Source organism: Paractinoplanes toevensis (assembly GCF_018332695.1).
GTDB classification, from domain to species: Bacteria; Actinomycetota; Actinomycetes; order Mycobacteriales; family Micromonosporaceae; genus Actinoplanes; species Actinoplanes toevensis.
Genome location: NZ_BOQN01000059.1, coordinates 128,162 through 147,517 on the forward strand (window position 1 = coordinate 128,162; position 19,356 = coordinate 147,517).

20 protein-coding genes are annotated in these 19,356 nt (G+C 70.5%); 9 read left to right on the forward strand and 11 right to left on the reverse strand.

Translation table 11 applies throughout. The annotated features are described in order from the left end of the window. Nucleotides 1–26 precede the first annotated feature (26 nt). The 4 genes from purN to mdh all read left to right on the forward strand — a co-directional run bounded on the left by purN (nucleotide 27) and on the right by mdh (nucleotide 3,855). Nucleotides 27–644, forward strand: coding sequence for a phosphoribosylglycinamide formyltransferase (purN, locus tag Ato02nite_RS22725; protein ID WP_213008601.1), 618 nt, complete (start codon nucleotides 27–29; stop codon nucleotides 642–644). Beyond that, nucleotides 641–2,203: a bifunctional phosphoribosylaminoimidazolecarboxamide formyltransferase/IMP cyclohydrolase gene (gene purH / locus Ato02nite_RS22730; protein WP_213008602.1), complete on the forward strand. Its 1,563-nt coding sequence runs from the start codon at nucleotides 641–643 to the stop codon at nucleotides 2,201–2,203. The genes purN and purH overlap by 4 nt, the downstream gene beginning before the upstream one ends. Before the next feature lies 1 nt (nucleotide 2,204). Beyond that, nucleotides 2,205–2,801, forward strand: coding sequence for a pentapeptide repeat-containing protein (locus Ato02nite_RS22735; protein ID WP_213008603.1), 597 nt, complete (start codon nucleotides 2,205–2,207; stop codon nucleotides 2,799–2,801). 103 nt (nucleotides 2,802–2,904) lie between these two features. Beyond that, nucleotides 2,905–3,855: a malate dehydrogenase gene (gene mdh, locus Ato02nite_RS22740; protein ID WP_213008604.1), complete on the forward strand. Its 951-nt coding sequence runs from the start codon at nucleotides 2,905–2,907 to the stop codon at nucleotides 3,853–3,855. A 25-nt stretch (nucleotides 3,856–3,880) separates the two neighbouring features. Here mdh and Ato02nite_RS22745 read toward each other — a convergent pair whose 3' ends face one another. After that, a complete protein-coding gene (locus Ato02nite_RS22745; RefSeq protein ID WP_213008605.1) occupies nucleotides 3,881–4,696 on the reverse strand; it encodes an MBL fold metallo-hydrolase in 816 nt (271 codons plus the stop codon). Between the two features lie 61 nt (nucleotides 4,697–4,757). After that, nucleotides 4,758–6,365, reverse strand: a complete 1,608-nt coding sequence (locus Ato02nite_RS22750; protein ID WP_213008606.1) for an alkaline phosphatase D family protein — start codon at nucleotides 6,363–6,365, stop codon at nucleotides 4,758–4,760. 160 nt (nucleotides 6,366–6,525) lie between these two features. Here Ato02nite_RS22750 and Ato02nite_RS22755 point away from each other — a divergent pair, with 160 nt between their 5' ends. From Ato02nite_RS22755 to Ato02nite_RS22765, 3 genes are all read left to right on the forward strand, one after another. Further along, nucleotides 6,526–7,740 (forward strand): NADP-dependent isocitrate dehydrogenase, encoded by a 1,215-nt coding sequence (locus tag Ato02nite_RS22755; RefSeq protein WP_213008607.1) that lies wholly within the window; start codon nucleotides 6,526–6,528, stop codon nucleotides 7,738–7,740. 117 nt (nucleotides 7,741–7,857) lie between these two features. Next, nucleotides 7,858–8,778 (forward strand): GlxA family transcriptional regulator, encoded by a 921-nt coding sequence (locus Ato02nite_RS22760; RefSeq protein WP_213008608.1) that lies wholly within the window; start codon nucleotides 7,858–7,860, stop codon nucleotides 8,776–8,778. A gap of 18 nt (nucleotides 8,779–8,796) precedes the next feature. After that, complete coding sequence (locus Ato02nite_RS22765) at nucleotides 8,797–9,429, forward strand: DJ-1/PfpI family protein (protein ID WP_213008609.1); 633 nt, start codon at nucleotides 8,797–8,799, stop codon at nucleotides 9,427–9,429. Nucleotides 9,430–9,636: 207 nt separating this feature from the next. Here the strand turns inward: Ato02nite_RS22765 and Ato02nite_RS22770 are convergent, their stop codons facing one another. From Ato02nite_RS22770 to Ato02nite_RS22790, 5 genes are all read right to left on the reverse strand, one after another. Next, a complete protein-coding gene (locus Ato02nite_RS22770; protein WP_213008610.1) occupies nucleotides 9,637–10,170 on the reverse strand; it encodes a DinB family protein in 534 nt (177 codons plus the stop codon). Between the two features lie 45 nt (nucleotides 10,171–10,215). Beyond that, the gene (gene galT, locus Ato02nite_RS22775; RefSeq protein ID WP_213008611.1) at nucleotides 10,216–11,304 is read right to left on the reverse strand and encodes a galactose-1-phosphate uridylyltransferase; all 1,089 of its coding nucleotides are present in this window, start codon (nucleotides 11,302–11,304) and stop codon (nucleotides 10,216–10,218) included. Then, nucleotides 11,301–12,077 carry a DeoR/GlpR family DNA-binding transcription regulator gene (locus Ato02nite_RS22780; RefSeq protein ID WP_213008612.1) on the reverse strand — a complete coding sequence of 259 codons (777 nt, stop codon included), beginning with the start codon at nucleotides 12,075–12,077 and terminating at the stop codon, nucleotides 11,301–11,303. The genes galT and Ato02nite_RS22780 overlap by 4 nt, the downstream gene beginning before the upstream one ends. Nucleotides 12,078–12,165: 88 nt before the next feature. Further along, nucleotides 12,166–13,080, reverse strand: coding sequence for a glycosyltransferase family A protein (locus Ato02nite_RS22785; RefSeq protein ID WP_213008613.1), 915 nt, complete (start codon nucleotides 13,078–13,080; stop codon nucleotides 12,166–12,168). Next, on the reverse strand, nucleotides 13,077–14,030 hold the full coding sequence (locus tag Ato02nite_RS22790) for a sulfotransferase family protein (RefSeq protein ID WP_213008614.1): 954 nt from the start codon (nucleotides 14,028–14,030) through the stop codon (nucleotides 13,077–13,079). The genes Ato02nite_RS22785 and Ato02nite_RS22790 overlap by 4 nt, the downstream gene beginning before the upstream one ends. Nucleotides 14,031–14,091: 61 nt before the next feature. Between Ato02nite_RS22790 and Ato02nite_RS22795 the strand changes: the two genes are divergently transcribed. Then, nucleotides 14,092–14,886, forward strand: a complete 795-nt coding sequence (locus Ato02nite_RS22795; protein ID WP_213008615.1) for a WecB/TagA/CpsF family glycosyltransferase — start codon at nucleotides 14,092–14,094, stop codon at nucleotides 14,884–14,886. Nucleotides 14,887–14,891: 5 nt separating this feature from the next. Next, on the forward strand, nucleotides 14,892–15,257 hold the full coding sequence (locus Ato02nite_RS22800) for a VOC family protein (protein WP_213008616.1): 366 nt from the start codon (nucleotides 14,892–14,894) through the stop codon (nucleotides 15,255–15,257). Here the strand turns inward: Ato02nite_RS22800 and Ato02nite_RS22805 are convergent. Genes Ato02nite_RS22805 through Ato02nite_RS22820 form a run of 4 tightly spaced genes read right to left on the reverse strand, consistent with a single transcriptional unit; the run spans nucleotide 15,247 to nucleotide 19,354 of the window. Then, nucleotides 15,247–16,239, reverse strand: a complete 993-nt coding sequence (locus tag Ato02nite_RS22805; protein ID WP_213008617.1) for a glycoside hydrolase family 26 protein — start codon at nucleotides 16,237–16,239, stop codon at nucleotides 15,247–15,249. The two genes, Ato02nite_RS22800 and Ato02nite_RS22805, sit on opposite strands and share 11 nt — an antisense overlap. Continuing rightward, nucleotides 16,232–16,966 carry a methyltransferase domain-containing protein gene (locus Ato02nite_RS22810; RefSeq protein WP_213008618.1) on the reverse strand — a complete coding sequence of 245 codons (735 nt, stop codon included), beginning with the start codon at nucleotides 16,964–16,966 and terminating at the stop codon, nucleotides 16,232–16,234. Before Ato02nite_RS22810 ends, Ato02nite_RS22805 begins: the two co-directional genes overlap by 8 nt. Before the next feature lie 10 nt (nucleotides 16,967–16,976). Next, the gene (locus Ato02nite_RS22815; protein WP_246607312.1) at nucleotides 16,977–18,479 is read right to left on the reverse strand and encodes a lipopolysaccharide biosynthesis protein; all 1,503 of its coding nucleotides are present in this window, start codon (nucleotides 18,477–18,479) and stop codon (nucleotides 16,977–16,979) included. Beyond that, nucleotides 18,476–19,354, reverse strand: a complete 879-nt coding sequence (locus tag Ato02nite_RS22820) for a sulfotransferase family protein (RefSeq protein WP_213008619.1) — start codon at nucleotides 19,352–19,354, stop codon at nucleotides 18,476–18,478. The genes Ato02nite_RS22815 and Ato02nite_RS22820 overlap by 4 nt, the downstream gene beginning before the upstream one ends. Between the last annotated feature and the right edge of the window lie 2 nt (nucleotides 19,355–19,356).

Consider the following 19,356-nt stretch of genomic DNA (forward strand, 5'->3'; position numbering starts at 1 on the left):
CCGGCCCCCCGAGATAGGGTTCTCGGGTGACCGACCCCGCGCCCGCCCGCCTGGTCGTCCTCGTCTCCGGATCGGGCAGTAACCTGCAGGCCCTGCTCGACGCCGCCACCGACCCCGCCTACGGCGCGCAGGTCGTCGCGGTGGGCGCCGATCGGGACGGCATCGCCGGTCTCGACCGCGCGGCCGCCGCCGGTGTGCCCACCTTCGTCGACCCGGTGAAGGCCTATGAGACGCGCGACGACTGGGACGCGGCCCTCACCGCCCACGTCAGCGAGCACAAGCCCGACCTGATCATCTCGGCCGGCTTCCTCAAGCTGGTCGGCGCGCGGTTCCTGGCCGCGTTCGGCGACCGCTACATCAACACGCACAACGCGCTGCTGCCGTCGTTCCCGGGCATCCACGGCCCGCGCGACGCCCTGGCTTACGGCGTGAAGCTGGCCGGCGCGACCCTCTTCTTCGTCGACGCCGGCGTCGACACCGGCCCGATCGTGGCCCAGGTCAGCGTCCCCGTGCTCGACGACGACACGGAGGAGACGCTCACCGAGCGCATCAAGGTCGCCGAGCGGGCCCAGTTGGTGGATTACGTCGGTCGCCTCGTCCGCGAGGGCTGGACCATCGAAAACAGGAAGGTACGCATTCCATGACCTCCTCTAACGAGGGGCGCCGCCCTCTTCGTCGGGCACTGCTGAGCGTTTACGACAAGACCGGCCTCGTCGAGCTCGCCCAGGCGCTGCACGCGGCCGGGGTGCAGATCGTGTCGACCGGCTCGACGGCCGCCACGATCATCGCTGAAAAGATTCCGGTGACCAAGGTCGAGGAGCTGACCGGGTTCCCCGAGTGCCTGGACGGCCGGGTCAAGACGCTGCACCCGCGAGTGCACGCCGGCCTGCTCGCCGATCGACGGTTGCCGGCCCACGACGCGCAGCTCGCCGAGCTCGAGATCGAGCCGTTCGACCTGCTGGTGAGCAACCTCTACCCGTTCACCCAGACGGTGGCGTCGGGCGCGAGCGTGGACGAGTGCGTCGAGCAGATCGACATCGGCGGCCCGGCCATGGTCCGCGCGGCCGCGAAGAACCACCCGTCCGTCGCGGTGGTCACGTCGGTCGACGCGTACCCCCTGATCTTGACCGCCCTCCAGGAGGGCGGTTTCTCGCTGCCGCAGCGCAAGCTGCTGGCGGCCCGCGCTTTCGCCGACATCGCGGAGTACGACGTGGCCGTCGCCAACTGGTGTGCCACCACCCTCACGCCGGAGGAGTGGCCGGCGTTCGCCGGGCTCGCGCTCAAGCGCGAGGCGACCCTGCGGTACGGCGAGAACCCGCACCAGCAGGCCGCTCTCTACCTCGACCCGAACGCACCGGCCGGGCTGGCCCAGGCGCGGCAGTTGCACGGCAAGGAGATGTCGTACAACAACTACGTCGACGCGGACGCGGCCTGGCGCAGCGCCAACGACTTCACCGAGCCGTGCGTGGCGATCATCAAGCACGCCAACCCGTGCGGCATCGCGATCGGCGCCGACGTGGCCGAGGCGCACCGCAAGGCGCACGCCTGCGACCCGGTGTCCGCGTTCGGCGGGGTGATCGCGGTGAACCGTGAGGTCACTCCGGAGCTGGCCCAGCAGCTGGGGGAGATCTTCACCGAGGTGATCGTCGCGCCGTCGTTCGCCGCCGACGCGCTCGAGTTGCTCCAGCAGAAGAAGAACCTGCGCGTGCTGGTCGCGCCGGCCTGGAACCCGCCGCCCGCCGAGATCAAGCAGGTCGGCGGCGGTGTGCTGGTGCAGATGTCGGACCGGATCGACGCGACCGGCGACGACCCGGCCAGCTGGGAGCTCGCCACCGGTGCGGCGGCGTCGCCCGAGCTGCTCGACGACCTGGCGTTCGCCTGGCGGGCGATCCGCAGCGTGAAGAGCAACGCGATCCTGCTGGCCCACGAGGGCGCCACCGTCGGCGTCGGGATGGGCCAGGTCAACCGGGTCGACTCGGCCCGGCTCGCGGTCGAGCGGGCCGGTGCCGACCGGGCCAAGGGCAGCGTGGCCGCCTCGGACGCGTTCTTCCCGTTCCCGGACGGGCTCGAGGTGCTGATCGCGGCCGGGGTGACCGCCGTGGTGCAGCCGGGCGGCTCGATCCGCGACAACCTGGTGATCGAGGCAGCCGAGAAGGCCGGCCTGACCGTCTACCTGACCGGCACCCGGCACTTCTACCACTGAGATGGACCACCTCATCCAGGACCAGACCTACTCGGGCGTCGACTGGGCGCTCGAGGAGGTCACCGGTGTCCGCTATGAGGACTGCGCGTTCCACGACGTCGACTGGTCGGAGGCGCGGCTGACCGGCTGCGTCTTCACACACTGCACATTCGGGAACGTCCGCTTCAACGCCGCCACCCTGGAACGGGTGGCGATCCTGCAGTCGACCCTGGAGCGCTGCTCGTTCTTCGACGCTGCGCTGACCGGCTGCAAGCTGACCGGCAGCCAGTTCCTCGACTGCGGGCTGCGGCCGCTGACGGTGGACGGCGGCGATTGGGGTTTCGTGTCGCTGCGCGGTCAGAACCTGACCGGGGCGAAGCTCGGCGGCCTACGGTTGCGGGAGGCCGACCTGATGGGCGCCGACCTCACCCGGGTCGACCTGCGTGGCTCCGACCTGTCGGCCGCGCGCCTCAAGGACGCGGTGCTCAGGGGCGCCGACCTGCGCGGGGCCGACCTAGGCGGGGTCGAGCTGAAGGGTGTCGACCTCACCGGCGCCAAGATCGACCTGGCCCAGGCGGCGCTGTTCGCGTCGGCCTACGGAGCCATCGTCTCCGGATAGCTGTGAGTGGCTTACCTCGCGTTAAGCGGACCGGCGGGAAATACGCCGTTAACCGACTGATACGGTCGCGAAAAATCGACCCGAGACTGGAAGTGGCAGAGCTATGGGCAAGAAGGTAACCGTCGTAGGTGCCGGTTTCTACGGCTCGACGACTGCGCAGCGCCTGGCCGAGTACGACGTCTTCGACACTGTGGTGCTCACCGACATCCTCGAGGGCAAGCCGGCCGGCCTCGCGCTCGACATCAACCAGTCCCGGCCGATCGAGGGCTTCGAGACCAAGGTCATCGGCGCCACCACCGGCGCGAACGGCGAGGGTTACGAGGCCATCGAGGGCTCGGACGTCGTCGTCGTCACCGCCGGCCTCCCGCGCAAGCCCGGCATGAGCCGGATGGACCTGCTCGAGGTCAACGCCAAGATCGTGCGCCAGGTCGCCGAGAACATCGCGAAGTACGCGCCGAACGCCGTCGTCATCGTCGTCTCCAACCCGGTCGACGAGATGACCGCGCTCGCGCAGCTCGCCACCCAGTTCCCGAAGAACCGGGTGTTCGGCCAGGCCGGCGTGCTCGACACGGCCCGCTTTACCAACTCCATCGCCGAGACCCTCGCGGTGCCGGTCAAGAGCGTCAAGGCGCTGACCCTCGGCTCGCACGGCGACACCATGGTGCCGGTCCCGTCGCGCTGCACCGTCGACGGCAAGCCGCTGTCCGACCTGCTCCCGGCCGAGAAGATCGAGGAGCTCGTCGTCCGCACCCGCAACGGCGGCGCCGAGGTGGTCGCGCTGCTGAAGACCGGTTCGGCGTATTACGCCCCGTCGGCCGCCGCGGCCCGGATGGCCAAGGCCGTCATCGAGGACTCCGGCGAGGTGCTGCCGGTGTGCGCCTGGGTCGAGGGCGAATACGGCATCTCCGGCGTCTACCTCGGCGTCGAGGCTCAGGTCGGCCGGGAGGGCATCAAGAAGGTCGTCGAGGACAAGCTCACCGACACCGAGATCGCCGGTCTCAAGGAGGCCGCCGAGGCCGTCCGCGCCAAGCAGGCGGACGTCGCCAACCTCTGAGAACGCTGATCGGGAAGCCGGGGCCCTATGGTCCCGGCTTTTTCGTCGCATGGAAGGCCTCGCCCAGGTGCGAGACCGCGAGCGTGGTGCCCCGGACGACCGCTGTCGCGAGGGCTTTCGCGCGGCTGGCGTGAGCCCGGCCCGGGTCCGTGTCGCCCGCGTAGGCCAGGTCGGGGTGCAGCAGTTGGATCGCGTGGACCAGCAGGTCGCCGGTGACGAGGAGACTGTCGTCGCCGTCCTCGACCAGCACCGTCTGGTGGCCGGGCGTGTGGCCCGGGGTCGCCAGCACGCGGATGCCGCTACTCACCGCGTGGTCGCCGTCGAGCACCTGCAACCGGCCCTGCGCCACCAGCGGCTCGATCAGCAGGTCGTATTGCCCGGCCTGGTGCCGGTTGGCGCGGTAGGCGTCGACGTCGGCCTGCTGGACGATCACCCGGGCCTGCTTGAACGGGGAGTCGCGCGGCACGGCCCAGCCCATGTGGTCGTTGTGCAGGTGAGTCAGCACGATCGCGGACACCTCTGACGGCTCGATGCCGGCCGTCGCGAGCTCGTCGGGCAGGTGACCCGGCACCGGGGCCCAATCGGCCGCCAGCGACCCCTCAGGGCCGATGCCCGCGTCGACCAGGGTGACCGGCCCGTCGCCGAGCCGGATCGCATAGCTCCGGTAGCGCAGCCACCACTCGCCGCCGGCACCGCACGCCGCCGGGTCGAGCGCATCGGCCGCCGCCCACTGCTCGGCGGTGGCATCGGGAAAGCTCTCCTGCCGGGGGTCGGGGAAGGGGCCCTCGGCGTCCTGCAAGGCGGTGACCGTGAGGCGGCCGACGGTGTGGGTGAGGGGCATGCGAAAGATTGTGCCGGGCACGCGACGGTCGCCGCGTGCCCGTTTCGCGGGCTGTGGATAACTACCTCGTCAGCGGGAAGACACCCTGATCGTCGTGCACGTCGTAGATCGGGCCGGAGTAGGCCGAGACGGACTTCGGCGCCGGCGACTCGCTCACCGAGGCGATCCCCGGCCGTCCGGCCTCGACCACGAACTCCGCGGCCGTCCGCACCGCGGCGGTGCTGGCCCAGACCGTGTCCACCAGGCGCAGGCGGGCGGCGAGCCGGGCCGCGGTGACGTCACACACCACGTACCCCCGCTGGTTGTCGATGTAGCGCCAGTGCGGGCTCTCCGCCATGATCGGGTCGTAGGTGGCGTGGAACGACGTCGTGTTGGGGTTGCCGCCCGAGGTGATCGAGGTGCCGGTGATCTCGGCCCCGACGATCGGGCCGGTGACGTCGTCGAAGTCCGGTCGCAGGTCGGAGACCCAGGTGCAGTGCCGGTCGCCGGTGAGGACCACCGGGTTGGCCACGTGCCCGTCGCCGAAGAACTCGAGCAGCCGCCGCCGCTGCGCCCGGTACCCGTCCCAGTTGTCGAAGTCGAAGGTCTGCGCCGGGCCGGCCTGCCGGTCGTTCTGCGCCCACATCACCTGGTTGGCGAGCAGGTTCCAGCGGGTGCCGCCGTGCCGCAGCCCGTCGACCAGCCAGCGTTCCTGCTCGGGCCCGGTCATGGTGAGCGACGGATCCTGGGCGGCGGCCAGGGTCGAAGGCTGATCGCTGCGGTACTGCCGGGTGTCCAGCACGTGCATGCTCGCCAGCGACCCGAACCGCAGCCGCCGGTAGACCTGCATGTCGAGGCCGCGCGGCAGCGACGACCGGCGCAGCGGCATGTGCTCGTAGTAGGCCTGGAACGCGGCGATCCGCCGGGCCCGGAAGGCCTCCGGGGTCTGCAGATCGGGGTCCTGCGGGATCTCGTCGGCCCAGTTGTTGTCGATCTCGTGATCGTCGAAGGTCACGATCCACGGAAAGGCCGCATGCGCGGCCTGCAAGGACAGATCACTTTTGTACGTGGCATGGCGGGCGCGATATTCGGCCAGCGAGTACGGCTCACCGGTGCCCTCGTGCTGCCGCACCGCCGCCGCGTTGCGGGCCCCCTCGTAGATGTAGTCGCCGAGGAACGCGACGAACGCCAGATCCTCCTGGGCCAGGTGCGAGTAGGCCGTGTAGTACCCGGCCTGGAAGTCCTGGCAGCTGGCGAAGGCGAACCGCAACGAGCGCGGGTGGGCGTGCGCGGCCGGCGCCGTACGGGTCCGGCCGGTCTGGGATCTTTGTCCGCCGGCCAGGAAGCGGTAGTAGTAGACCGTCTCGGGCCGCAGTCCACGCACGTCGACGTGCACCGAGTGGCCGAGCGTGGGCCGGGCCAGGGCGAATCCGGCACGCCTTCCGCGCCGGAATCCCTCGTCGAGGGCGATCTCCCACTCCACCGGAACGGATTGATCTGACAAACCGGGCAGTCGCGTCCACAGAACGACGCCGTCAGGTAGTGGGTCGCCGGAGGCCACGCCGAGCGAGAACGCGTTCTCCGGCAGTGAGGTGCCGCGAACGAGTAGCGGTCCGGCGGCCACCGCGGCGCTGCCGGAGAGCAGGAGTCGTCGGCTGAGCGGCTGGTCGAGCTTCTCGGAAAGAGACATAACTCGATGCGATCGTTGCCCGGCCACAGGCGGAGAACCTGAGGTAAAACGGGCAATAGCGATATGGATAACTCCAGGTCGGGGGCGGTCGACGATCTTCAGTCCCCGGGCAGTACGCTCGTACTGCTAAGCATGTGTTTCGGGAGAGGAGCGCCGGCCGATGGCGAAAATCAAGGTCACAAACCCGGTCGTGGAGCTCGACGGCGACGAGATGACCCGGATCATCTGGAAGCAGATCCGGGAGCAGCTGATCCTGCCCTACCTCGATGTCCCCCTCGAGTACTACGACCTGTCGATCCAGTACCGCGACGAGACCGACGACCAGGTGACGATCGACGCGGCCAACGCCATCAAGCGGCACGGCGTCGGCGTCAAGTGCGCCACCATCACGCCCGACGAGGCGCGGGTGGAGGAGTTCGGGCTCAAGAAGATGTGGCGGTCGCCGAACGGCACGATCCGCAACATCCTCGGCGGGGTCGTCTTCCGCGAGCCGATCATCATGTCCAACGTGCCCCGGCTGGTGCCGGGCTGGACCAAGCCGATCATCATCGGCCGGCACGCCCACGGCGACCAGTACAAGGCGACCGACTTCGTGGCTCCGTCGGCCGGCAAGTTCACCATGACCTTCACGCCCGAGGACGGTTCGGCGCCGATCGAGTTCCTGGTCGCCGACTTCCCGGCGGGCGGCGTCGGCATGGGCATGTACAACTACGACGAGTCGATCCGCGACTTCGCGCGCGCCTCGTTCCGGTACGGCCTGGCCCGCAACTACCCGGTCTACCTGTCGACGAAGAACACCATCCTCAAGGCGTACGACGGCCGGTTCAAGGATCTGTTCGCCGAGATCTTCGAAACCGAGTTCGCGTCGGAGTTCGCCGCCGCCGGCCTCACCTACGAGCACCGGCTCATCGACGACATGGTGGCCGCCGCGATGAAGTGGGAGGGCGGCTACGTCTGGGCCTGCAAGAACTACGACGGTGACGTGCAGTCCGACACCGTGGCCCAGGGCTTCGGCTCGCTCGGCCTGATGACCAGTGTGCTGATGACGCCGGACGGCAAGACCGTCGAGGCGGAGGCCGCGCACGGCACGGTCACCCGGCACTACCGGCAGTGGCAGAAGGGCGAGAAGACCTCGACCAACCCGATCGCCTCGATCTTCGCCTGGACCGGTGGCCTCAAGCACCGCGGCGTGCTCGACGGCACCCCGGCGGTGACCGAGTTCGCCGAGACGCTGGAGAAGGTCTGCGTCGAGACCGTCGAGGGCGGCCAGATGACCAAGGACCTCGCGCTGCTCATCAGCCGCGACGCCCCCTGGCTGACCACCGACGAATTCATGAACGCGCTGGACGAGAACCTGGCGCGCAAGTTCGCCTGATCTCCGCGAAAGCGGCCGCCGGCATTCGCCGGCGGCCGCTTTTTCCTTGCCCGGGTGGCACGAAAGGTGGGTTCTTCGTCGTTGCGGTCAGGAGGCGTACGCCGTGAGGATCGAGCCATGGCCCACCACGTGCAGATCGTTCTCTTCGACGGGGTGCAGAGCCTCGACGTGACCGGCCCGCTCGAGGTGTTCACCTACGCGGGCGGCTACCGCGTGACGACCGCGAGCATCGACGGTGCTCCCACCCGTACGTCAAGCGGTCTGCTCCTCACCCCGGACGGCGCGCTGGGCGCGGCAACCAGCGGAACCCTCGTCGTGCCCGGCGGCGAGGGCACCCGGGCGCCGCGGCCCGAGGTGGTGGCCTGGCTGCGCGCCGAGGGTCACCGCCCGGCCCGGATCATGTCGGTCTGCACCGGTGCCTTCCTGCTGGCCGCGGCCGGTCTGCTGGCCGGCCACCGGGCGACCACGCACTGGCAGTACCACGCGTCGCTGGCCGGGCGGCACCCCGAGGTCGACGTCGACCCGGCGCCGATCTTCGTGCGGGACGGCCGGATCGCCACCTCGGCCGGCGTCACCACCGGCATCGACCTGGCGCTCGCGCTGGTCGAGGAGGACCGCGGCCGGGAGGTGGCCCTGGCCATCGCGCGCGGGCTGGTGATGTTCCTGCGCCGGCCGGGCGGGCAGAGCCAGTTCAGCGTGCAGCTGTCCGGTCAGGTCGCGCACCGGGAACCGCTGCGTGAGGTGCAGCGGATGATCGCCGATCATCCGGAGGCCGACCTGTCGGTGCCGGCCCTGGCCGCCCGCGCCAATCTTTCGCCGCGGCAGTTCAGCCGGGCCTTCGCCGCGGAGATCGGCATGCCGCCGGGCCGCTACGTCGACCGGGTCCGGCTGGAGACCGCCCGGCGCCTGCTGGAGGACACCACCGACGGCGTCTCCGAGGTGGCCCGGCGAGCCGGTTACGGCACGCCGGAAGCCATGCGCCGGGCCTTTCTCGCGGCCGTGGGCGTCGGCCCGGCCGAATACCGCCGCCGTTTCTGAGGTCCGGAGGGACAACCCATGAAGATCAACATCTTGCTGTACGACCAGGTCACCGCTCTCGACGTCGTCGGCCCCTACGAGGTGCTGGCCCGCCTGCCCGGTGCCGAGGTCACGTTCGTGGCCGAGCGCGCCGGCCCGGTGGTCACCGACGCGGGCCCGTTGACGCTGGTGGCGACGGCGTCGCTGGACGAGGCGGGGCCGGCCGACCTGGTGCTGGTGCCGGGCGGTTACGCGCCGCCGCTCCGCCCCGGCCCGATCCTCGACTGGCTCCGGGCCGCCGACGCCGCGTCCACCTGGACCGCGTCGGTCTGCGTGGGCTCCCTGATCCTCGGCGCGGCCGGTCTGCTGCGGGGCCGCCGGGCCACGTCGCACTGGCTCACCCTGGACGAGCTCACCGCCTACGCCGCCGTGCCGGTGGCCGAGCGGGTGGTGTTCGACGGGAAGTACGCGACCGGCGCGGGCGTCTCGGCCGGCATCGACCTGGCCCTGGAGCTGGTGGCGCGGATCGCCGCGCCGGAGATCGCCCAGTCGATCCAGTTGGGCATCGAGTACGACCCGGCGCCCCCGTTCGAGGCCGGCTCGCCGACCAAGGCGCCCGGTCCGATCGTGCGGTTCCTCCGGGAAAACCGGAACCTGGTGGTACGCCTCTAGAAGCATGTTGCAAATTGCAGGTCTATTTCCGTAACCGGGGGTTATAAACCTCGTTTTTCCCAGCGAAACGGAAATGCTGGTCGTGAAGCTGAGGGGTTCGCCCACCGATGGCTGCCTTGTCCCGGGCGCCGCTCGGTTCCCCTCGGTGATGCTTGCGGCCAGTCCCTTCCCCCGCGGGGGGCCTTGTCCCGGGCCCCCCGCCCCTAATTATTGGCCGATGCGGCCGTCGATGCGTTCTCTCAGGAAGTCGGCGTGGCCGTTGTGGCGGGCGTACTCCTCGATCATGTGGACCAGGACCTCGCGGAGGGCCAGGTCGCCGGCGCCGACGTAGCCGAGGTCGTCGAGGGACTCGACGTAGTCCTCGGCGAAGGCGACCTCCGAGCGCCAGCGCTCGAACGCCTCCTTGACCACCGCCTCGTCGGCGACCGCCCCGTCGAAGTCACCGTCGCGGTTGCCGTCCTCGCGGTAGTGGCGGGGCACCTCGAAGCCCGCCAGGTGGATCCGGAACCAGCCCTGCTCCACGCCGGCCATGTGCCGCACCAAGCCCAGCAGCGACATCTTCGACGGCTCCACCGTGCGGGCGGCCATCTGCTCCGCGGTCAGGTCGGCGCACTTCAACTCGAGCGTCAGTCGCTGATCGCGGAGGTACCCGATGAGCGTGTCCCGCTCACCGATGAAGCCACCATCGGTGCGCGGGTCGTCGTCGGGATGGACGAACATGTTGGACCAGGCGAATCCCATAGCACCGACCCTCTGTCACCGGATGCGCTCAGCGCAACCGCAGTCTCACAACGAGCGCAGGGTCTCGGCGGCCTTCTCGGGGACCACGTCGTTGACGAAAGCGCCCATCGCTGACTCGGATCCGGCCAGGTACTTCAGCTTGTCGGCGGCCCGGCGGATGCTGAACAGCTGCAGATGCAGGTAACCAAGATCACGGCCCTCGCCGACCACCGCCTGGTGCCAGGCCGAGATGTACGGCATCGGCTTGCCGAACAGCCCGTCGAAGCGGCGGAGGATGTCGAGGTAGATCGGACCGAAGGCGTCCCGCTCGGCATCCGACAGGGCGGGGATGTCGGCAACCTTGCGGTGCGGGGCGATCTGCACCTCGTAGGGCCAGCGCGCGGCGGCCGGCACGTAGGCGGTCCAGTGCTCGTTCGCCGCGACGATGCGTACCTCCGCCTTCTGTTCGGCCGCGAGCGTGTCCGCGTAGAGGTCGCCGCCGGTGCGTGCGCGATAGCGCGCGGCCGCCCCGAGCATCGCCTGGGTGCGCGGCGGAACGGTCGGGTAGGCGTAGATCTGGCCGTGCGGGTGGTGCAGGGTCACGCCGATCTCGACGCCACGGTTCTCGAACGGGAAGACCTGCGCCACCCCCGGGATCTCGGACATCTCGGAGGTGCGGTCGGCGAGCGCGTCGACGACCGTGCGCACCCGCTCGGGGGTGAGCGCGCCGAACGAGCTGTTGTGGTCGCTGGTGAAGCAGACGACCTCGCACCGCCCGATGCCCGGCCGCACCGGCACCAGGTCGGTCAGCGAGGTGATCTCGTCGGGCTTGATGCGGTCGCTGAACGACGGGAACTGGTTCTCGAACACCACCACGTCGTAGTTCGGCGCGGGGATCTCGCTGGAGAACGCCGGCGTGGACGGGCAGAGCGGGCAGGCGTCGCTGGGCGGCAGGAACGTCCGCGTCTGGCGGTGCGCGGCGACCGCGACCCACTCATCGACCAGCGGGTCGTAGCGAAGCTGGGAGGCCGGCGGCGGCGTCGGCAACTCCCTTTTGTCGGGATATTTAGCCCGATCCGGAGCCGGGGACTCGTTGAAGTAGATCAACTCACGGCCATCGGACAGACGGATCGCGTCGCGGCTGGAGATGGTCACTGCGCGGTCACCACCACGAGCTCGGGCACGGTTTCCTCCAGTAGCGCACGGGATTGCTCGTCCAGGCCCTCGTCGGTGATGAGCACGTCGGCGCGCTCGAGCGGGACGATCGACGAGATGCCGACCGTGCCCCACTTGGTGTGGTCGGCCAGCACGACGAGCCGCTCGGCCGCCTCGACCAGGGCGCGGTTGACGTCGGCTTCCATCAGGTTGGGCGTGGTGTAACCGGCCCGCTCGCTCATCCCGTGCACGCCGAGGAACAGCATGTCGAGGTGCAGGGACCGGATCGCGGCGACCGCGACCGAGCCGACCAGGGCGTCCGAGGGCGTGCGGGTGCCGCCGGTCAGGATCACCGTCTGGTCGGGGCGACCGGCCCGGTAGAAGACGTCGGCGACCGGGATCGAGTTGGTGACCACGGTCAGGTCGGGCACGTCGACGAGGCGCTGGGCCAGCCCGGCCGTGGTGGTGCCGGCGGACAGCGCGATCGCGTCGCCGGGGGAGACCAGGGCGGCGGCGCGGGCGGCCATCGCGGCCTTCTCGGCGCGCTGGCGCACCGACTTGGCGGCGAAGCCGGGCTCGTGCGCGGAGCCGGGGCTCACCGTGGTGGCGCCGCCGTGTACCTTCGCCAGGAGGCCCCGGTCGGCCAGCGACTCGAGGTCGCGGCGGATCGTCATGTCGGAGACGCCGTACTCCGCGGCCAGCTCGCTGACCCGGACGCCGCCGGCGGCGCGGACCCGGTCGAGGATGGCGCTCTGGCGCTGTTGGGCTAGCACTCAGGCCGATCCTGGATAAAGCTCAGTCGCACTAAATCGAACACGCCCGAACACTACCGCGTGATCGGGCGTGAGCGAAAGGGTGACTCTAGATACCTCGGCCCCGTTTGTGCAGGGCCGAAAGCACGTTCTCGACCTTGACCGCACCGGTCATCGCGGCGAGCGCAATGGCCGTGCGCGGCTCCTTCCAGTTGGCCCGCACCGCCTCCTTGCTGAACTGCCAGGCCTGGCTGCGGTTGCCGGTCGCGGCCGACCAGCAGGCCAGTTGCCCGTAGACCCGGGCCGCACCCGGGCGGCATCCGCTGATCTCCGGGTGACGTTGCATCATCCAGCGCAGCGAGGAGATCTTGGTGGCGTACTCGTAGGCGTAGTGCGAGGTGCGCCCCCACAGAACGCGCACCAGCGGCTCGTCGAGGTGCACGATCGGCGCCCGCCGCGCTGCCCGAAGGAGCAGATCCCAGTCCTCGTTCTGACTGCCCGGCGCGTCCTCGGCGACCAGGCCGACCGCATCGTCGGCGAACGCGTCCCGGCGCATCAGGAACGACGACGAGTGCAGCATCGCCATCCGGGAGCGGGCCAGCTCGTCGACCGTGACCCGGCTCCGGCCGGCCAGCCGCGGCGTGCACTTTCCCTCGAACTCGACCTCGATCGCACACGTGGCCATCTCGGAGTCGGGCTCGGCCAGCAGGGCGGCCACCTGGCGGCGCAGCTTGTCCGGCAGCCAGCGGTCGTCGTCGTCGCAGAAGGCCACGTACTCGGTGTCCAGCGCCAGGATGCCGGTGTTGCGCGCGCCGGCCAGGCCGGACGTGCGCCAGTTGGTGAGCACCAGCACCTGTACGCCCTCGGTGGAGGCGAGCAGGTAGTCGGGTTCGGTCTGGTCGTAGACGACGAGGACCTTCAACTCACCGGGATAGCGCTGGTCGCGCACACCGGCGATGGCCTTGCGAACCAGCTCGGGCCGGTTGCGGGTGGGGATGATGACGCCTACCGACGGCCAGTTCACCGAGCCTCCTCCTTGAACACCGGCTGCATTTCCTTGAAGACCGGATAGCCGTACGCCCGGAGCATCGGCGCGCACACCGCGCCGACCAGCCGCCGCTGCCGGGTCGGCAGCGACCGCACCCAGGCGTCGTCGCGACGCAGCGGCAACTGCCCGACGGTGAAGCGCATCGGGTTCCCGGCCGCGCTGTGCCCGACACCCAGATCGGCGTGCTCGGCGTGCAGGAAGTCGAGTGAGTCCGGTGCGAGGTCGACGCCGGCGAAGGCCGCGATGGAAACCAGCGACGCGCGCGGATCGGACACGAACTCCTCGTACCGGATCCGGTGCACCGCGACCCCGCGCCGGGCCAGCAGGCCGAACGCGGCGTTGTGCGCGTTCCACAGCAGAGCCGAGCGGCCGGGGGAGTAGCGGGTCATCTCCTCGGAGCCGTCGGTCTCGGGCCGCTGCACGGTCTTGGTCCAGGAGTACGCGACCCCGCGCGCGTCCCGCACCACGTGCACCACCCGCAGGTCGAGGTTGCCGGACCAGCGCAGCACGTGGGCGAGCGCCGAGTGCTTGGACGAGTCGACCACCACCCGCGCGCCGGAGACCTCGGCCGCCGCGGCGTAGACCCGGGTGTAGAAGTCGGCGTACTCGTGCACCTCCTCGGGCGCCTCGACCGCGGTGGCGAGCCGAGGGATGTGCCGGGTGCGCTCGACCGCGTCGCGCAGGTAGTGCACCCGGTCGACGTCGACGTTGTGCCAGCCGCCGAAGGCCAGCGCGCCGACCCGCCGCCAGAACCCGCAGGCGGAGAACTTGGCGCCGCAGCCGCAGCGCTCGTCGTCGCGGATGTCCCGCTGCCAGAGATGGACGACCTCGCCGAGCGCGCACACGCCGGGAAGTTCGCCGAGCAGACGTTCGACGAGCGTTGTCCCGCTTCGCCCTAATCCGCCCAGAAATAACACCCGTGCCACTTTGGTCCACCTTCGCTCGTTTCGCTCGTATAACGAGCGAACAAGCGTGAAGGAGGCGAAGGTGTCCATCGAGGCTTTCGACCGGGTCGAACTGGACGGCACGGGCATCGACCGGATCACCGAGGCCGAGGTGGTGGCGGTGGTCCGCGAGGCGCTCACGGCCGGTCGCGGCGGCCGGATCATCACCCCGAACATCGACATCCTGCGGCGCGCCCAGCGGGAGAGCGAGGCTCGCGAGCACCTCGCCGACGCGGATCTCATCGTGGCCGACGGCATGCCGCTGATCTGGGCCAGCCGGCTGGGTGGCTCTCCGCTGCCGGAGCGGGTGGCCGGCAGCAGCCTGATCTGGTCGCTGTCGGCGGGACTGGGCCTGGACGGCCGCTCGATCTTCGTGATCGGCGGCGACCCGAAGAACAACGGCGCGGCCAAGGCCGCCGATCACCTGGCGGCGGCGAATCCGGGGCTGAGGATCGCCGGGACGATCTGCCCGGACTTCGGCTTCGAGAAAGACCCCGGGGCGTATGCCGAGGTCTGCGCGAAGGTGGCGGACGCCAACCCGGACCTGGTCTTCGTGGGGCTCGGGTTTCCCAAGCAGGAGCGGATGATCGCGAAGTTGAAGCCGCTGCTGCCGGCCAGCTGGTTCATCGGCTGCGGCGCCGCGGTCAACTTCGTCGCCGGGGACGTCGAGCGGGCGCCCCGCTGGATGCAGCGCACCGGCCTGGAGTGGGCGCACCGCCTGGGCACCGAGCCACGCCGGCTGGCGAGCCGCTACCTGCGGCACGACGCCCCCTACGCGCTGCGGCTGCTGGCCCAGGCGCCGGCTCAGCGGGCGCTGAACCGTACGCGCGTACTGTAAAGCTCATGAATTTCGCGCGCCTGCACCACGTCCAACTGCTGATCCCGGTGGGCGGGGAGGACGATGCCCGGCGGTTCTACGGCGGCGTCCTCGGCCTGATCGAACTGGACAAGCCGCCGGTGCTCAAGGCCCGCGGCGGCTGCTGGTTCCGTGGTGGCGGCTGGGAGGTGCACCTCGCGCCGGTGCCCGGTTTCACCCCGGAGAAGAAGGCGCATCCCGGCGTACTCGTCAATGGTCTTGATCTGTTGGCCGAGAAACTCGAAGCCGCCGGCCACCCGGTCGAGTGGGATCCCCACTTCCCGGGTCACCGGCGGCTCTACGCCGCGGACGCCCACGGCAACCGGCTCGAGTTCCTGGAGCCTACGGATTGAAGTAGGGGTCCTTGACCAGCGCGTGGAAAGCCTTGAACGCCAACTTGTCGCCGGTCAGCTGGAACTGTTTGGTCGGCCCGTTCCCCTCCGGATCGGATTCGAAATAGGTGACCGCCTTGATCTGCGGATTCACCTTGAAGGTCCGCTCGGCGTCGCGTAACCAGGCCGCCCGCCCGGCCGAACCCCACGCCTTGGCCACCCCGAACTCGCCGATGATGATCGGCTTGGGGCGTTCCGCGGCCCACTGCAGGAACGGGCCCATGAGCTGCCCGATCGGCTGGAAGCTCTCCCCGGCGTAGACGTCGACGCAGGTCCAGTCGACCTGGTCGTCGCCCGGGTAGAAGTCCGGCGCGTCGCCGCGGATGAACCCCTCGGCGGTCGGGCAGAACACCCAGGAGACGTTGGTGGCGCGTTCCTGCTTGAAGATGTTCCGCACGTACTTCCAGGCGGCGATGTAGTCGGCGCCGGACCACATGGTGGCCCGCAGGTTGGGCCGGTCCATCTCCCACCGCATCCGCAGCAGCACCGGCCGGTGGATCCGGCGGATCGCCTTGGCCTGCTTGCGGATCAGGTCGTCGTGCTCACCGTCCAGGATGGACCGGTTGTCGCCGGTGGCCCAGCTGACCATCAGGGTGGCGCCCTGGGCCAGGAACTCCTTGTCCGACGACGTGCCGACCATCTGCTCGAAGCGGCGGTACGTGTTGACGATGGGCAACCGGCGGCCGAGGTTGGCCTCGAGGGTGTCGACCGCCGCGAGCCGGCCCACGTGGGTCAACTCGTCCGGTTTGATCCAGGCGCCGACCAGGGCACCCTTGGCGGGTGCGGCCACCGGGCCGCTCTGGAACGGCCCGCCGTTGACGGCGACGGCGATCGGCTGGCCGGACAGGTCGGGCGAGGGCGCGGGTGTCGGCGGCGTGTCCTCCGAGGTGCAGCCGGCCAGCAGCAGCACCACGGCCAGAACAGCGAGGAATCCCCTACGCATGGATCCGCCGTGCGGTGTAGAGAACGTTCACCGCATATCCGTCTGTGCCGGGCATCCGCCGAACCGCCGCGTCGGCCACCCGGGCCAGCGGATTCCCGTGCAGCGACGGCGTGATCATCGAGAAGCCGCGCCGCTCGACCATCTCGAAGCCGTGCCGTTCCAGCAGCTTCTCCACCTGCTCGTGGGACAGCTCGGCGAACCAGCGGTCGTCGCGGTGCCGCCGCGCGCGCAGGTGCCGCAGCGAGCCCGCGTTGCCGTGGTTCTCGATCACCAGAATGCCGGCGGCCGCCTCGGGCAGCGCCTTCGCGGCGAACGCGAGCGCCCGGTCCCGGATCGCCTCGTCCACATTGAGCAGCAGCCGGAACATCGTCACGATCGCCGGGTAACCGGCCTCGACCGGCTCCGGCACCGGCCCGTCCACGGCCACCCGGTGCCACTCGGCGTGCGAGCCCACCTCGGCCGCCTTGGCCATCATCTCGGCCGACGTGTCGTAGCCGTGCGCCTCCCGGACGAGCCCGTGCAGGGTGCGGATGGCCCGGCCGGTGCCGCACGCGAAGTCGTGCTGCACCGGTGCCCGCGGCCCGAACTCGCGGCGCACCAGGGTGCGCAGGTAGTCGCGCTGCCGCTGGTTGATCTGCGACGCGTAGCTGTCCGGTGCGTACGTGACGGTCTCGTACTTCTCGACCGCCGCGGTGTCCTGGAACACCTTGGTGTAGTCCGTGCTCAACGGGTCCTCCTCATGGGTTTGCAGGCGTCCGGGGTTTGAAGGCGTCGAGCGCCAGACGCCGGCGCAGCAGCCAGACACCGGCCAGGAAGGCCGGGACGGAGAGCAGAAGGCCGGCGAGGCCGGCGAACGGGAGTACGCCGAAGCAGGCCAGCGACAGCAGCGCCGCCGCCCGGGTGCCGCGGCCGAACGGGTGCACGCCGACGGCCCGGCCGACCTGGATCAGCGGCAGCAGGTTGTTGGCGACCATCGCGCAGGCCAGCCCGGCGGCCGCGCCGAGGGCGCCGAACCGGGGAATGAGCAGCAGGTCGAGCCCGATCGTCACGGTCAGCGCGATCAGCACGTTCGCGAGGTTCCACGAGGTGCGCCCGGCCATCGCGAGCACCATGTCGACCATGCCGCAGCCGGTGGCGACCAGCATGGCGCCGGCCAGCACCACCACGACGTTCCGGCCGGCCTCGTAACCGTCGCCGAAGAACCGCAGGTAGTACCCGGCGAGGTGGGCGACCAGCAGGCAGATCGGCCAGGTGACCAGCACGAGCCAGCCGGTCGCGGTCTGGTAGAGGTGATTGGCGGCCCGCCGGTCGCCGACGGCCAGTGCCTCGGCCAGCCTCGGCTGCACCGATTGCGAGATCCCCTGATTGGCGAACTGAACCAGCACCACGAATCGCCCGGCGACCGCGTAGACCGCGGCCGGCGCGAGGCCGCCCAGCGCCGCCACCAGCAGCACGTCCACCCGCTGCAGCGCGAGCTGGGCCACGCTGGCCAGGGCGCGCGGCCCGGTGAACTTCCAGAAATCGCGGCGCAGGGCGCGCCGCTCGGCCCGGTGGGTGGTCGCTCCGGCCGGCCGGCCGGCGGCATAGACCTTTTTCAGGGCGTACGCCGCGAGCACCGTCACCACCAGGTACGGCCCGGCCCAGGCGAACGCGAACCAGGGCAGCGACAGCGCCACGATGCCGACCCCGGCCACCAGCAGCAACTGCAGCGTGCTGCGGAGAATCCGGTCGAGCAGCACGGTCGGCCGCATCGCCCGGTAACCCCGGGTGGCGGTGAGCAGCGCGTCGGTGAGTGCCTGCAACGGCAGGAAGACGGCCAGCACCCGCAGGGCCGCGGTGTGCGCGCCGACGACCGCGGCGGCCTCGTGCGCGGTGGTCCGGGCGATCGCCGGCGCGGTCAGCCACATCACGACCGCCAGCAGCACCGACACCGCCGCCACCGGCAGCAGGCCGGTGCGCAGGCAGGCGCCCAGCAGATGGGTGCGGCCGGTGGCCCGCAGCCGGGCCGGCCAGTAGACCAGCCCGGTCTGGGTGCCCAGCTTGGCGAGGCCGCCGCCGAGCACGAACGCGGCGGTCGCCGCGAAGAACGCGCCGGCCTGCTCGGCGCCGAGCGAGCGGGCCACGATCCAGGTGACCGCCACGCCGGTGCCGCCGGCCAGGGCCGAGCCGGCCATGTTGGCCAGCCCGCCCCGGGCCACGCTCTTCGTCGGCGAGCCCGGCTTCTCCAGTACGTCCGTCACGTGCGGCGCCATACCGGCATCCGGCCCAGCCAGTTGGCCAGCGCGTCGTCGTGCGGCAGGTAGTAGTTGGTCAGCTCCTGGCGCAGGCCCGGGTCCATGTCGGCCTGGCGGGGGCGGGCGTTGTGCCGCTCGAACGCCGGCCGCTCCAGGTAGGTCGGCAGGCCCAGGAACTCGCAGACCTCGTCGTACACGTCCTCCGGGTCGGTGAAGAACCGCTCGCTCTCCACCACGTGGATCCGCTCCCGGCCCACGTGCTGGGCCATCACGCTCAGGTAGCGGGCGTACTCGCCGCGGGCCCGGTAGGCGTGGTGCTGGTGGGCGAAGCTGTAGTAGGACGGGTCCTCGGCCAGCCGATCCTCCTGCCGGTGCAGCCGGGCCGGCTCCAGCGCGAGGGCGGCGCTGAAGTCCCGCTCGGCCTCGAAACCGCGCGCCACCTCGTGGTGGTGCTGCGAGTAGGCGCGTTCGACCGGGTCGCGGACCAGCACGATCAGCTTCGCCTGCGGCAGATCCTGGGCGATCCGGGCGGCCGCCTGCGGGTGGTACATGTAGTACGGGCTCGACTCGAAGGTCTGGGCCTGCACCCCGTACCGTTCGGCGACCTTGTCCCCGCTGCGCAGCATCGGGAAATGCGCCTTGTACCAGCCCATCCCGTGGTCGTACGAGGTGTCGAAGTAGTGCACGCCCTTGTGCAGCACGGCCTTGAGCACCACCGGGTGGGCGGCCAGCGCCCGGTACATCGAGGTGGTGCCGCAGCGCTGACCACCGCAGATCAGGAACGACGGGGTCATCCGGCCCGGCGCGGTCAACCGCCCGTAGGACCGGGAACCGAGGTGCACCACCCGCTTCATCGGGGCGGGCATCTTGCGTACGTCCATGG